Source organism: Halosegnis rubeus, from assembly GCF_009184545.1.
GTDB lineage: Archaea > Halobacteriota > Halobacteria > Halobacteriales > Haloarculaceae > Halosegnis > Halosegnis rubeus.
Genome location: NZ_QJOW01000004.1, coordinates 136,570 through 149,608 on the forward strand (window position 1 = coordinate 136,570; position 13,039 = coordinate 149,608).

Genomic DNA, 13,039 nt, shown 5'->3' on the forward strand with positions numbered 1-13,039 from the left:
CGTATATCTGTGTTCCCGTCAGCAAGCCGCGACAGCGAGGTACAGCGTTCCGTCGACGACCCGCGCGTCGACGCCGACGCGCTTGGCCGCGCCCCCGAGCCGTGGCTCGTCGTCCGTCGCTCGGTCGGCGATGCGCGAACCGAGGTCCATGTCGGCGCTGGCGTCGGGAACGCGGTAGCCGGTGAGTATCGGCTCGGCGCAGTCGTAGCCCGCCTCGCTGAATGCCGCGCTCGCACCCTGTGGCTGTCCGTCACCGGCCGCTCGTTCGGTGCGCGTCGCCGCGATGCGCGTCAGCTCACCGTCCTCGGCGAGCGGGTCGAGACCGGCGGCCGTCCGCTGGTCGTTCACCTCGGCGACGAGACTCGACTCCACGACCGCCGGGTCGGGCGGAGTCGGGCCGCCGATGTCGGCTGCCGGACCGATGCCCGCGGTACCGAGCAGGAAGACGACGACGATAGCACCGATGAGCACACCGCCGAACGCCTGTGAGCGCGAGAACCCGAACAGCCCGCTGTCGCCGGGTTCGTCGTAGCCAGCGACGTGTTCGTCCACGTCGAAGTCGGCGGCGTCGACGCGGACGCGCTCTAACACCTCGTGGCCACACCGGTCACACGGCGGGGTGTGGCGGGGATGTTCGTTGCCACACTCCTCACACCGCCACTCGATGTAGCTTCCCTCGTCGCGGGGCTGTGGCTCGCCAAGCGGTTCGAAGCCGGTGAACCCGCAGTCGGGACAGGTGGTGGTGTGTTCCGGGACGCGGGTCCCGCAGGTCGTACACTCCTTCGTCACCTGCACGACCGCCCGCTCGAATGAGGTGGAGCCACACTCACAGGTCCCGCCGTTCGTGTCGCTGGGGCGGCCACACTCGGTGCAGTACCACTCCATACCGACTATTCGCCCGCGCCGGCATCAACGCACCGACCTCAGTGGAGTCGCTCGGCGTACGCCTCGTCCCATCGGTCGGCTTCGGGGGTGTCGCCGTCGAGTTCGATGCGCCAGCCGTCGAGTCTGTCGGGGCCAGACAGCGCCGCCGTCATCGTCTCACGCACGTCGCGCACGTCGACGCCGTAGAAGTCGCCGGGCACATCCTGCAGATAATCGAGCGCGGTCTCGAACAGCGACCGCATACCGGCGTCGTTCTCGAAGTCGTAGTGTTTGTACGCGCCGGCGGCGACCTGCACCATCCCGTGGAGGAACTTCGATTCCGTCGAGCCGCGCCCGTAGTTGTACCACTCGTCCTCGAAGCAATCGTGGGCCTCGTGGTACTGGCCGGCGTTGAACAGCCGAACTCCGTGTGCGGTCGCGCGCCGAAGCGTGTCGTGTTCCCACCGACCCGTGTCGGGGAGAAAGCCCGTCGGCTGGCCGCGAATCGGCGGCGGTACGTCCGGGTCGGTGGTGTGGTCGTCCACGGTTAGCCCTCACCGTGCAGGGTCGTAACTCCGTCGGCGGTCGCAATCGTTTTGACATACGCCGACCGATTCGGGGATGCGTGCGGGGGTAGCAAAGCCTGGAAAACGCGGCGGACTCAAGTTCCGCTCCTGTAGAGGTCCAGGGGTTCAAATCCCCTCCCCCGCATGACTGCACGCCTCGCGTGCAGGAATGCACGAGGGGATTTGAATCAGGGAGGTCGCGTCAGCGTCCGACCGTGGTTGCAACGCGAGTTGCAAGCCGATGACGGCTCCGCCGGCATCGTGGTTCAAATCCCCTCCCCCGCACTGCCTCGGCAGTGCAGGAAGACGACTCTCGGAGTGGTCTTCCCCCGCATCATCCTACGTTCACGCTCAAAAGAGCAATCAGTCGCTACAGGTCGCGAGCGATATCCGAGAGCTTGCCGACACGCTCGGCGTTCGAGGTAATCTCGTCGGCGTTGAGATACGTCGAGAGGTCGGTCTCGCGGACGTGCTCACGGAGGGTCTCGACGGCGCGTTCGCTCACCTCGACAGCGCGGAGATACTCGGCCGTCCGGTAACAGTCCTCGGCTGTGGCGTCTCTGCCGCCGTCTGCGCCGCTGAGTCCCCACGCCGCGTCCCGAGCGTCCTGTCCCTCCGGAACCGACGCGCCTCCGGCGAGCACGAGCGCCTTCACGACGGTGAAGGGGACGAGGTCGGCCTTCTCGTACTCGAGGTCGTCAACGAGCAGGGACTTCCCGCGGTCAGAGAGCACGAGGTCGCGGCGCGTCCCGTTGATGGACGCGTTCAGCTTCAGCTCGCCGCGGTCCTCGACGAGGTGGGGTAGTTGGGCCATACCGAGGCTACGTCCACAGCGGGGAGTAGATTACGACTCGACGCGCTCGACCGCGGTGACCTCGCCGACCGGCTCCCAGCCGTCGTCGGTCTCGCGGGCCGCAACGAGCGGGTCCTCGTCGCCGTCGGAGACGAACCGATAGCGCGTACCGTCGCTTTCCCCCTCTGCTTGGAACGCCTCTTGAAAGAACTCCGCCGAGGAGATCTCCATCCGGCGAGTCGTCTCGTCGGCGAACGTGAGCACCATCGGGCGGGGTGTGATGTTGTGGATGCGCTTTGCGAGCGTGTGCATACCCGACCCTTCGTGTCGGTACACAAATCGGTGACCCTTTGCGCGCCGGTGTGCGTGGGAGACCATGAGCGAGAACGGAACACGGAGAGCGGACCTCGCCGAACGGGCCGCCCGTGCCGGCGGTGCCGTCGCGGAAGGATTCTTCCGCCGGGACGTGCCCGTCGAGACGAAGACGAACCAGACGGACGTAGTGACCCGCGCCGACCGCGACGCCCAACAGCAGGTCATCGCAGCCATCTCCACGGAGTACCCCGAGGAGGCGGTCGTCGGCGAGGAGGACGACGAACTGAAGACGGTGCCGGAGTCGGGTGTGGCGTGGGTCGTCGACCCCATCGACGGAACGAGCAACTTCGTGCGCGACATTCCCCTGTGGGTGACGAGCGTGGCTGCCGTCGAGGACGGCACACCTGTCGCCGCCGCGAACGTCCTCCCCGTACTCGGCGACGTGTACACCAGCGACGGTGACGGCGCGGCGATGAACGGCGAGCCAATCGAGGTCAGCGACCGCACCGACCCCGAGGCGATGGCCGTCTCGCCGACGGTGTGGTGGCCCCACGACCGCCGGGACGAGTACGCCGCCGCCTGCCGGGAGACGGCAGAGCGGTTCGGCGACTGCCGCCGCTACGGGAGCGCACAGGCCGCGCTCTCGATGGTCGCCGCGGGCCAACTCGACGGCGCGTTCACCAACACGACGACGAACCCGTGGGACACCGTCGCCGGCGTCTTCCTCGTCGAACAGGCGGGCGGCACCGTGACCGACGTACACGGCGACCCGTGGCGACACGACTCCCGCGGGCTGGTCGCCTCGAACGGGCACGCCCACGAGGAACTGCTCGACGCGACACAGGCTGTGGAGGCGGTCCGAACCGGGCGACCGGAATCCTGAAACCTTCCCGCCCCGCTTCGCCGGTATGGATTCGCCCCGCTCGTGGTCGCGTGCGCAGGCGTGGCTCGCGACGTTCACGACTGCCCTGCTCGCGTTCGGGTTCGGCGTGCTGCTCGCGCCCGAACTCGTCTGGGACCGCTTCCTCTGGCACTACTTCTGGGGTCCGGTGTACGCCGACGCCAACAACGCCGTCTGTGTCGTTATGGATGGCGGCACGACCGAGCTGCTCTACTCGACCGTCGCCTGTCAGGACGCGTCCGGTATCGTCGCGGAGCCGGGGTACACGCTCGTCAGCGAGGCGGGGTACGCGATTTCGCTCGTCTTCTTCCTCGTCGGCGTACTCACGCTGCTCCACCGGCTCGAAATCGGCGACACGAAACAGCTGTTTTTCGCGCTCGTCCCGTTCATGTTCTTCGGCGGGGCACTGCGCGTCATCGAGGACGCCAACGACTCCATTCCGGAGGGCGCGGCCCAGATTCTCGCCTACCCGTGGAACACGCTCATCATCTCGCCGATTATCTACTTCACCGTCTTCTTCATCACGCTCGCGACCGTCGTCGCCAGCGTCCTCGCCGAACGGCGCGGCGACGTCGAGCGCTACGGCCGGCCGCTGTTCGCGACCGGCTGGGTGCTCGTCCTGCTTTCTGTCGGCTACCTCCTCTATTTCGTCCCGACGCGGCTCACCGGGGCCGTCGACGGCGCGGGCTTTTATCCGCAGGTGACGGGCGTCACTGTCGCCCTCGCCGTCGTCTTCGCTGTCGGCATCTATCGGCTCGCACAGCGGTACAAGCCGGGCATCAACGCCGGCACGGGCTACATCGGGCTGGTCGTCGTCTTCGGTCACGCCATCGACGGGGTGGCGAACGTCATCGCCGCAGACTGGACGGACGAACTCGGCGTCGTCGACAGCGCGGGCAACGCGCTCGAATACGGCGCGAAACACCCGTTCAACGACATCATTGTCGGGGTAGTGGACACCGTTCAGCCGGCTGGACTCGACTCCATCATCGGGCTTTCGTGGGGCTTCCTCCTCGTGAAGTTAGTCGCCGCGACGGCCGTCATCTGGGTGTTCGACGACACTATCTTCGAGGACGAACCGCGCTACGCCATTCTCCTGCTCGTCGCGATTCTCGCGGTCGGGCTCGGACCCGGGACGCGCGACATGCTCCGGGTCACGTTCGGTATCTAGGGGTACGGGTGGTGGTCGCGGTCGAGTCGCGGCTCGAAGCCCAACTCGCTCGGAACGCGCTCTGCTCGCTCCCCGAAGTAGGCTTCGTCGGTGAACAGCGGCTGTGCCGTCGGGACGAGTACGCGCACGGCCTCGAAGCCCTGTCGTGCTAAGTCACGCGGCGTGAGCCGTGCGGCGTACGGGTCCAGTCCCGCGTCGACGGCTCGCGAGACGAGCGCGTCGAGTTCTGCTTTGCCGGCCAGCGACTCGTCCGGGCCGACCGAGTCCGCCGGAATCGTCGTCTCGGGTGCGACGAACTCGCGTGCCGCCGGCGGGAACTCAGCGTACGAGCCGATAGCTCCCGGCTGGGCCGTTGTCTCCTGTTTCCCCATCCCGCGGAGTTCGAGCCAGTTTTGGAGTGCTTCCTCCAGCGCGTCGGCCGCGGCGGCGTCGGCATCTAGGGCGGCGCTCATCCCGGCGGCAAAGCGGGGCCACTCGCCGGACTCTCGGTGGAGACACGCGACGACGACCGGCACGTCCACGTCCTGTGTGACGAGCAGCGCCGTCGCCGACAGCGACTCCGAGCGCGCGCGCTTTTCGATATCGCGGTACCGGTCGTCGTCGACGGCCAGCCCGAGCGGCTCGAACGTCGAGTACCACGCTAACATCGCGGCGTCGCGCTCGACGACTTCGTACAGCCCCGAGAGCAGCGCTTCGACGCCACCGTTCCCGAGCCCCAGTCCGGTCGTGATGGAGGGCCGGTAGCGCGTCTCCGGCGGCGGAAACTGGACGAACTCGGCCGGGAGCTTGACGCGTGCCCCGGTCTCGACGTGCTCGCCGGGGTACCAGCGAACCGACCGCTCGGGGTCGGCGTCGGTGAAGGACGGCGACCCGACGAACGCTGATGGCGCGACTCCGTCGGGAGTTTCGGCAGGCGACCCACGCTCGAACTCGGTCTCGCGGTAGACCCCGGCGGCGTAGCGTTCTAACCCCTCACCGAGTGCCTTCATATACGCACGGTTCCAGTCGGTCGTGACGCCCGCGGCCTGCCGGTTCGCTTGCATGTCTGAAAAGCCGGTCGTGTCCGCGAGCGTCGCGAGATAGTAGGGTGCGGGGAACGACTCGGCCTCGCCGACCTCATGGACGATACCGACCCGCGAGTCGATCGTCTGCTCTGCGGCCGCGAGCGCGCCGTCGAGGTCGCGGGGCGCGTGGTCGCGGTCGAGGTCGTGGTCGCGCGGGCCGGCACAGTCACACCCTGGTACCGGAAGGATACGCCGGGTCGCGTACGGGAGTTCGATGACGCCACCCAGTGCGGCCGACTCCTCGCCGTTCGCCAGCCGGACGAGCTCGCGCCCGGCGAGCGTGCCGGCGAGGCGCGCGTCCGCGTCACTCGTCTGTGCGCGCTCTGCGTCGCCACCGTTGGCTGAGACGCGCGCGCGGAGGCAGTCGAAACAGCCCTGCCCGGGAGCGAACCCGGAGACAGCGGCGTCCACGCCGTCGATTGCGTGGCCGCCGACCCCGCCGAGTTCGACCGCCAGCCACGGTGTTCCCGTCTCGCGTGCGGTCTCGTTGGCCGTCTCGAAGCCCGTCGCGCCGGCCGGGCCGACGGCGACGGCGAAGTCGACCTCGCCGAGCGCCCGTGGGTCGATGTCGGTCACCGAGTCGACCGCGCCGGCGATCGTCTGTCGGACGGCGGTGGCGGCGTGGCCACTGCCGACGAGTCCTACGTGCATACTCCGACTCGCGGTCGCCGCGAGAAAAACCCCGGCTATCTGGTTAGCTCGCGAGAACGGACTTCGCGACGGAGGCGAGTTCTGCGGCCGACACCTCTTTGAGTCGGTCGTCGGCGAGTTTCAGTCGGAGCCGCGGGCGGCCCACGTCGATGGGCACCTTCTCGGTGTCGATGAGCCCGCGTTCTTCGAGGTCGGTCTTGGTGCGTGAGAAGGTGGCCTTCGACGCGACGCCCGTGTCCTCGCCCCACTTCGAGATGTCGTACAGGAGCTGTTCGTTCTTGGCGGCCACGAGCAGCGCGACGGTCACCTCACTCAGGTCGCTCTCGTCCCCACGCGCGGTTTCCATCGCGGCGAGTGCGTCCTCGAAGTCCTCGGCGGTCTGCTCGCCGAGGCTCCCGGCCAGCGTCTCGCTGACGTGACTGGTCCCGGGTGTCCGGAGGTCGAACGCCTCTGCTTCCTCGAACGCGGCGGCGTACTGGTCGTACGTGGCGTCGACGAACGACTCCTCTGTCGTCGTGAGTCCGGCGACCCGTGACGCGCCGGCGACGAGGGCCGTCGTGAACGTCTCAGCCACGACAACGATGTTTGTCGGCTCACCGTAGACAGACAGTGTGAGCCGACCGTCGTCTTCGTAGTCGGCGGCCCGGCTCGCGAGCTTGAAGTCGCGAGAAAGCTCCTTGAGCCGCGACTCGGCGGCCAGTACGTTCACACGTATCGTCACCGTGTCGAGCACGTCGAGTAGCGCCTCGAGTGTATCGGTCGTCGGATTGACGAGGAACACCTCGTCGCTGGCCCCCCCGAGGACCTCCCCCAGAACGCCGTCGACGGTATCCCCGAATACATTTGTCTCGATAGACATTAGAAATCGTTACGTATCTTCGTGATATAAAGTTGCTGGGTCGACCGCGTATTGCGGTATGACACTCCGTGGCGTCGGTTCCTGCCGGTCCAATCCACCTGCTAGTCGGTGAGACCAACAGAGGGCAGCGATGAATGTGGCTGGTAACACCGGGTAGTCAGAAATCACCGAACGTCGGGTCGATGAAACTTAGCTTGGACGCGACGAGACGCCGACCCGTGACTGGACAATTGTTTGGCTACGTGCGTAGCCGAAGCAATGTCTCTCGCTTCCCGGATTGCCGGAGACGGGTACATTCTTACGGGTCGGGTCGAAGCGATAGCCATGAGCCAGGAGTCTGCCCGCGAGCCGCGGCCGGAGACGGTCCGCGACATCGACCCTGAGATCGCCGACGCGCTCGGCGAGGAGAAACAGCGCCAGCGCGACACCCTCGCGATGATCGCGAGCGAAAACCACGTCTCCGAGGCGGTCATGGAGGCACAGGGTTCCGCGTTCACGAACAAGTACGCCGAGGGCTATCCCGGCGCGCGCTACTACGCCGGCTGTGGTCCCTCCGATACCGTCGAGGAACTCGCCATCGAGCGCGCCGAGGAGCTGTGGGGTGCAGACCATGTCAACGTCCAACCCCACTCCGGCACGCAGGCGAACATGGGCGTCTACACCGCGGTCCTCGAACCGGGCGATAAGATTCTCTCACTGGAACTCGACCACGGTGGCCACCTCAGCCACGGCCACCCGGCCAACTTCACGGGGAAGACCTACGAGGTCGAACAGTACGAGGTCGACCCCGACACCGGCTACATCGACTACGAGGGTCTGCGCGAGACGGCTGAGTCGTTCGACCCCGACATCATCGTCTCGGGCTACTCCGCGTATCCCCGCGAGGTCGAGTTCGAGCGCGTGCAGGAGGCCGCTGAGGCCGTCGACGCCTACCACCTCGCCGACATCGCCCACATCACCGGACTCGTCGCGGCGGGCGTCCACCAGTCGCCCGTCGGCGTCGCCGACTTCGTCACCGGCTCGACGCACAAGACCATCCGCGCCGGCCGCGGTGGCATCATCATGTGCGACGAGGAGTACGCCGACGACATCGACGCGGCCGTCTTCCCCGGCGCGCAGGGCGGTCCCCTGATGCACAACGTCGCGGGCAAGGCCGTCGGTTTCAAAGAAGCGCTCCAGCCCGGCTTCGAGCAGTACGCCAAGCAGGTCGTCGAGAATGCCCGCGCCCTCGCGGACCACCTCGACGAGCGCGGGCTCGAAATCGTCTCCGGCGGCACGGACACGCATCTCGTGCTCGTGGACCTGCGACCCTCCCACCCGGACACGACGGGCGGCGAGGCCGAGGAAGCGCTCGAATCAATCGGGTTGGTGCTCAACGCGAACACCGTCCCCGGCGAGACGCGCTCGCCGTTCAATCCCTCTGGCATCCGCGCCGGCACGCCCGCGCTCACGACGCGCGGCTTCGGCGAGGCCGAGATGGTCCGTGTCGCCAACATCATCGCCGACGTGGTCGACGCGCCGAACGACGAGGACGTGCTCGCCGCCGCAAGCGACGAGGTCGACGAACTGACCGACTCCCACCCGCTGTACGAGTAGCTACCCCGTTTCGAGGACGAGCACCGCCGTCGCGACACACCACGCGACGCCGGGGACGAGATGGGCCGCGCCGCCGAGACTCCCGAGCGTCCACGCGACGCCTGTTCCTGTCGCAATCGCGAGCAATCCACCGAGCGCGAGCCACCGCTTCCGTGCGAGTGCAAGGAAAGGTGCGACCGCCGCGAGCGGTGTCGCCGCGGCGTGAGTCGCAATACCGACGACCGACCCGCGTGCGACGGTCGCGGCGACACCGGTCGCGAGGACGGCCACGACCGACACCCCGACGAGCAGACGGCCTCGGTCCATACTCAGATGTAGGGTCGATTCGCGGGTAAGAATTGTGCCGAAGGGGACACGATAGCGCGTGTTGGCGTCGCGAGCAAGCGGAGAAGATAGCATTATCTTGTATATTTCTTCACCTTGGTCGGGTCGTGTGGACACGAATGCGGGAGTTTGATACCGGTGGGACCCGGACCGTCGAGCATGACCGAAGTCATCGACGGCAACGCCGTCGCCGCGGAGATTCGCGAGGACCTCTCGGACGCCATTTCGACGCTCGAGCAGGCGGGAACGGTGCCGGGACTCGCGACGGTGTTGATGAGCGACGACCCCGCGAGCGAGACGTACGTGTCGATGAAACAGCGCGACTGCGAGGAGGTCGGAATCAACGGCATCCATGTGGAACTCGACAACGACGCGCCCGCCGATGAACTGTACGAGACCATCGCCGACCTGAACGCCGACGACGAGGTACACGGGATTCTCGTCCAGAGTCCGCTCGTCGAGCAGGTGAACGAGCGCGAGGCGTTTCGCGCCGTCGCCCCGGAGAAGGACGTTGACTGCTTCCACCCCGAGAACGTCGGGCGGATGGTCGCCGGTCCGTCACACGCCCGGTTCAAGCCGTGTACGCCCCACGGCATTCTCAAACTGCTCGACCACTACGACGTGGAGACGGAGGGTGCAGAGGCCGTCGTCGTCGGTCGGTCGAACATCGTCGGCAAGCCGATGGCGAATCTGCTCGCACAGAACGACGCCACCGGCAACGCGACCGTGACGGTGTGTCACTCCCGGACCGAGGACCTGGAGGCCCACACGAAGAACGCCGACATCGTCGTCGCGGCGGTCGGGGTCCCGGAGTTCATCGACGGTACGATGCTGAAGGAGGGTGCCACGGTCATCGACGTGGGTATCAACCGCGTCGACGCCGAGACGGAGAAGGGGTACAAACTCGTCGGCGACGTGGAGTTCGCCAGCGCCCGCGAGGTGGCCGACACAATCACCCCCGTGCCGGGCGGGGTCGGCCCGATGACCCGTGCGATGCTCCTGTGGAACACCGTGAAGGCCGCGAGCGAGCAGACCGGCGTCGACGTAGACCTGCCGTAGTGGACCCCGACAACCTCATCGCGCGCTACGACGGCGTCCGTGCCCGGCCGGACAAGCGCGAGACGCTCGCGCCCGACCGCTGGGAGTCGGCCCGCACCCGCGAGCAGAACGAGACCTCGTGGGGAGTCGGTGCGCTCGTCGAGACCGACGCGGGCGTCCTGCTCGCCCGGCAGGGCGACAAGTGGTTCCTCCCCGGCGGAATGCACGAGCACGGCGAAACGCACGCCGAGGGCGCGGCCCGAGAAGTGCGAGAGGAGACGGGCGTAACTGTCGAAATAACAGATCTGCTTGCCATCACCGAACAGACGTTCGTTCACGCCGAGGACGGCCGCGAGTTCGCGTTCCGGTTCGCTACTTTCCGCGGTGAGCCGACCGACACGACGCTCGCCACGAACCCGGGTATCGACGGGGAGACAATCGACGACGTGGCGTGGCGCGAGACGCTTCCGGACAACACCTTCGACCGCGAGCTCGTCACCCGCCTGCGGGACTGAAGTTCATACGCGAAGCCGCACCACCAGCCGTATGCGATAGGAACGTGCCGACAGCGCGCCGGGGCGGGTGCGTGACCGACCGCTGTCGGAGCCGACTCGTGGTCGCCTGTTCGCTACACTCCTTCCGCGAGCGACAGCGCTCCCTCTAGTTCGACCGGTCCCTCGGCGGCGAGTCTGTCGAGCAGGGTCTCGACGCGCTCGTCGGTCGCCTCTCCGCCGACACGGCTGAGGAGCTTGCGAGCCGCGCCCCGTCCCGTCCCAGCGCCGAAGACGAGTCGGCGCTGTCCGCCGAACGTCGCGGGGTCGAATGGCTCGAACGTCGACGGGTCGGTGAGCATGGCGTCCGTGTGAATCCCTGACTCGTGGGTGGTCACCTCGCGTCCAAGCACGGGCTTGCGGGCGTCGACCGACTCACCCAGCGCGTCGAGCACCGACTCCGCGGTCGGGATCAGCTGCTCGGTCTGTACCTCGGGGTCGCCACCTTCCTGCACGATTGCCGTGACGACCTCCTCGGTCGCGGGGTTGCCGGCACGTTCACCGAGCGACGCTACCGACACGTCGATGCGGTCGACGCCGGTCTGTGCGGCGACGAGCGCGTTCGCCGTCGCACAGCCGAGGTCGTCGTGGAAGTGGACGCCGGCCCGCGAGAGGTCCACGCCGAGGTCCGCGAGTGTCCGGAGGTAGCCGGCCACGTAGGAAGGCGTCCGTGCACCGACGGTATCGGCGACGACAATTGGACAGTCGAATCGCTCGAACGCCGACGCGACCGCGCGTTCGTCGGTTCGGAAGCCGTCCATCAGGGTCAGATGCGGCTGTGCGCCGCCTTCACGGATCTGTGTGATTCGCTCGCCGGCGGTCTCGTACATCGCCTCCCGGGACGTGCCGACGACGTGCTCTAACTGCTTGTCCGAGACCGGAACGAACAGTTCGACCACGTCCGCGCCCGTCTCCAGCGCCGCGGTCACGTCCGACTCGACGCCACGGGCGATGGCAACCACCTCGGCGTCGAGCCGGTTCGTCAGCGTCGCCGTTACCTCCCGTTCCGTTTCGTCGACGGCCGGAAACCCAGCCTGCACGAACGACAGGTCAAGTCGGTCGAGCGCCTCGCCCGCGGCGACACGCTGGTCGACCGTGTACCCGCGGTCGGAAAGCTGGACCGCCTCCCGGAGCGTCACGTCACAGAGTCTCATATCACGCCTTCCTCGCGCAGCGACGTATAGGTGTCCTCGTCGAGCGCCAGTTCGCCGAGATACACCTCGTCGTTGTGCTCACCGTGGCTCGGGCCGAGCCGGTCGATTTCCCGCGTCTCGCCCGAGAACTTCGGAACGATACCGTGCGTTTCGACCGGCCCGAGGTCGGCATCGTCGACGGTGACGACGGCGTCGCGCGCGTCGTACTGCGCGTCGGCGCGGATGTCGGAGATGTCGTAGATTTCGGAGGCGACGGCGTCCGCGTCGGTGAGCGACTCGACCGCCTCCGTCGCGGTTCGCTCCTGCATCCACGCCTCGATGTAGTCGTCGAGTTCGGCGGCGTGTTCGACGCGCTTGCGATTCGTCGCAAAACGGTCTTGCTCGACGAGTTCCGGGTGGCCGATACACTCGGCGACCCGCTCGAATATCGCCTGTGAGGAGGCCGACAACGCGACGTAACCGTCGCTGGCCTCGTAGACGTTGCGCGGCGCGGCGTTCGGGTGCCGGTTGCCGGTGCGTTCGTCTACTTCGTCCAGCCGGTCGTACTTCTCGGGGACGCTCGGGAACATCCGGAACAGCGACTCCATGAGCGACACGTCCACGACCCGGCCCGTCCCCCCGGTCAGGGTGTCGAACACGCCGAACAGCGCGCCCATCGTAGCGTACTGGCCCGCAGCGAGGTCGGCAAGCGAGATGGGCGGAAGAAGCGGTTCGCTGTCGGGAAACCCGTTGACGTGCGCGAAACCGGACATCGCTTCCGCGACGGTCCCGAAGCCGGGCTGTTCGGCGAGCGGGCCGTCCTGTCCGTACCCGGAGATACGGACGACGACGAGGTCCTCGTTCGTCTCGTGTAGGGCGTCGGGACCGAGTCCCCACGATTCGAGCGTCCCGGGCCGGAAATTCTCGATGACCACGTCGGCCTCGGCAGCCAACTCGTGCACGAGGGCCGTCCCCTCGTCGGTCTTCATGTCGAGGGTGACACAGCGTTTGTTCCGAGCCAGGGCCTTCCACCACAGCGAGTGGTCGCCGTCGAAGGGGGGCCACTCCCGGATGGGGTCACCGTGCTCGGGGTGTTCGACCATCACTACGTCTGCACCGTGGTCTGCGAGCGTCATCGTCGCGAAGCCGCCGGCAATCATCCCCGACAAGTCGAGTACCCGGAGACCGGCGAGTGGTCCGTCCATACCGGACA

14 protein-coding genes and 1 tRNA gene are annotated in these 13,039 nt (G+C 67.3%); 6 read left to right on the forward strand and 9 right to left on the reverse strand.

Features of this window, described 5'->3' with window-relative positions; translation table 11 throughout:
* Nucleotides 1–18: 18 nt before the first annotated feature.
* Both DMP03_RS10415 and DMP03_RS10420 read right to left on the reverse strand, forming a co-directional pair.
* Nucleotides 19–885 (reverse strand): hypothetical protein, encoded by an 867-nt coding sequence (locus DMP03_RS10415; RefSeq protein WP_152120607.1) that lies wholly within the window; start codon nt 883–885, stop codon nt 19–21.
* A 38-nt stretch (nt 886–923) separates the two neighbouring features.
* A complete protein-coding gene (locus DMP03_RS10420) occupies nt 924–1,409 on the reverse strand; it encodes a DUF309 domain-containing protein (RefSeq protein WP_152120608.1) in 486 nt (161 codons plus the stop codon).
* A gap of 82 nt (nt 1,410–1,491) precedes the next feature.
* Between DMP03_RS10420 and DMP03_RS10425 the strand changes: the two genes are divergently transcribed.
* Nucleotides 1,492–1,575: transfer RNA gene (locus tag DMP03_RS10425), tRNA-Leu, on the forward strand.
* A gap of 225 nt (nt 1,576–1,800) precedes the next feature.
* On the opposite strand, the gene DMP03_RS10430 is transcribed toward DMP03_RS10425, so the two are convergent.
* Nucleotides 1,801–2,244, reverse strand: a complete 444-nt coding sequence (locus DMP03_RS10430; RefSeq protein ID WP_152120609.1) for a hypothetical protein — start codon at nt 2,242–2,244, stop codon at nt 1,801–1,803.
* Between the two features lie 30 nt (nt 2,245–2,274).
* Nucleotides 2,275–2,535, reverse strand: a complete 261-nt coding sequence (locus DMP03_RS10435; protein ID WP_152120610.1) for a hypothetical protein — start codon at nt 2,533–2,535, stop codon at nt 2,275–2,277.
* 64 nt (nt 2,536–2,599) lie between these two features.
* On the opposite strand from DMP03_RS10435, the gene DMP03_RS10440 reads away from it, so the two are divergent.
* Both DMP03_RS10440 and DMP03_RS10445 read left to right on the forward strand, forming a co-directional pair.
* Nucleotides 2,600–3,421 carry an inositol monophosphatase family protein gene (locus DMP03_RS10440; protein WP_152120611.1) on the forward strand — a complete coding sequence of 274 codons (822 nt, stop codon included), beginning with the start codon at nt 2,600–2,602 and terminating at the stop codon, nt 3,419–3,421.
* Between the two features lie 25 nt (nt 3,422–3,446).
* Nucleotides 3,447–4,610 carry a DUF63 family protein gene (locus DMP03_RS10445; protein WP_152120612.1) on the forward strand — a complete coding sequence of 388 codons (1,164 nt, stop codon included), beginning with the start codon at nt 3,447–3,449 and terminating at the stop codon, nt 4,608–4,610.
* On the opposite strand, the gene DMP03_RS10450 is transcribed toward DMP03_RS10445, so the two are convergent.
* Both DMP03_RS10450 and tbsP read right to left on the reverse strand, forming a co-directional pair.
* Entirely contained in the window at nt 4,607–6,325 is a 1,719-nt protein-coding gene (locus tag DMP03_RS10450; RefSeq protein ID WP_152120613.1) for a YcaO-like family protein, read from the reverse strand. The two genes, DMP03_RS10445 and DMP03_RS10450, sit on opposite strands and share 4 nt — an antisense overlap.
* A 43-nt stretch (nt 6,326–6,368) precedes the next feature.
* Entirely contained in the window at nt 6,369–7,178 is an 810-nt protein-coding gene (gene tbsP / locus DMP03_RS10455) for a transcriptional regulator TbsP (protein ID WP_197739331.1), read from the reverse strand.
* A gap of 330 nt (nt 7,179–7,508) precedes the next feature.
* On the opposite strand from tbsP, the gene glyA reads away from it, so the two are divergent.
* A complete protein-coding gene (glyA, locus tag DMP03_RS10460) occupies nt 7,509–8,780 on the forward strand; it encodes a serine hydroxymethyltransferase (protein WP_152120615.1) in 1,272 nt (423 codons plus the stop codon).
* Here the strand turns inward: glyA and DMP03_RS10465 are convergent, their stop codons facing one another.
* Entirely contained in the window at nt 8,781–9,086 is a 306-nt protein-coding gene (locus tag DMP03_RS10465) for a hypothetical protein (protein ID WP_152120616.1), read from the reverse strand.
* A gap of 177 nt (nt 9,087–9,263) precedes the next feature.
* Between DMP03_RS10465 and DMP03_RS10470 the strand changes: the two genes are divergently transcribed.
* Together DMP03_RS10470 and DMP03_RS10475 are read left to right on the forward strand one after the other, a co-directional pair.
* Nucleotides 9,264–10,163, forward strand: a complete 900-nt coding sequence (locus tag DMP03_RS10470; RefSeq protein WP_152120617.1) for a tetrahydrofolate dehydrogenase/cyclohydrolase catalytic domain-containing protein — start codon at nt 9,264–9,266, stop codon at nt 10,161–10,163.
* Nucleotides 10,163–10,657 (forward strand): NUDIX hydrolase, encoded by a 495-nt coding sequence (locus DMP03_RS10475; protein ID WP_172967131.1) that lies wholly within the window; start codon nt 10,163–10,165, stop codon nt 10,655–10,657. Before DMP03_RS10470 ends, DMP03_RS10475 begins: the two co-directional genes overlap by 1 nt.
* Nucleotides 10,658–10,770: 113 nt before the next feature.
* On the opposite strand, the gene DMP03_RS10480 is transcribed toward DMP03_RS10475, so the two are convergent.
* Together DMP03_RS10480 and DMP03_RS10485 are read right to left on the reverse strand one after the other, a co-directional pair.
* Nucleotides 10,771–11,847, reverse strand: coding sequence for a LeuA family protein (locus tag DMP03_RS10480; RefSeq protein WP_152120619.1), 1,077 nt, complete (start codon nt 11,845–11,847; stop codon nt 10,771–10,773).
* On the reverse strand, nt 11,844–13,031 hold the full coding sequence (locus tag DMP03_RS10485; protein ID WP_152120620.1) for a CaiB/BaiF CoA transferase family protein: 1,188 nt from the start codon (nt 13,029–13,031) through the stop codon (nt 11,844–11,846). The genes DMP03_RS10480 and DMP03_RS10485 overlap by 4 nt, the downstream gene beginning before the upstream one ends.
* Nucleotides 13,032–13,039 lie beyond the last annotated feature (8 nt).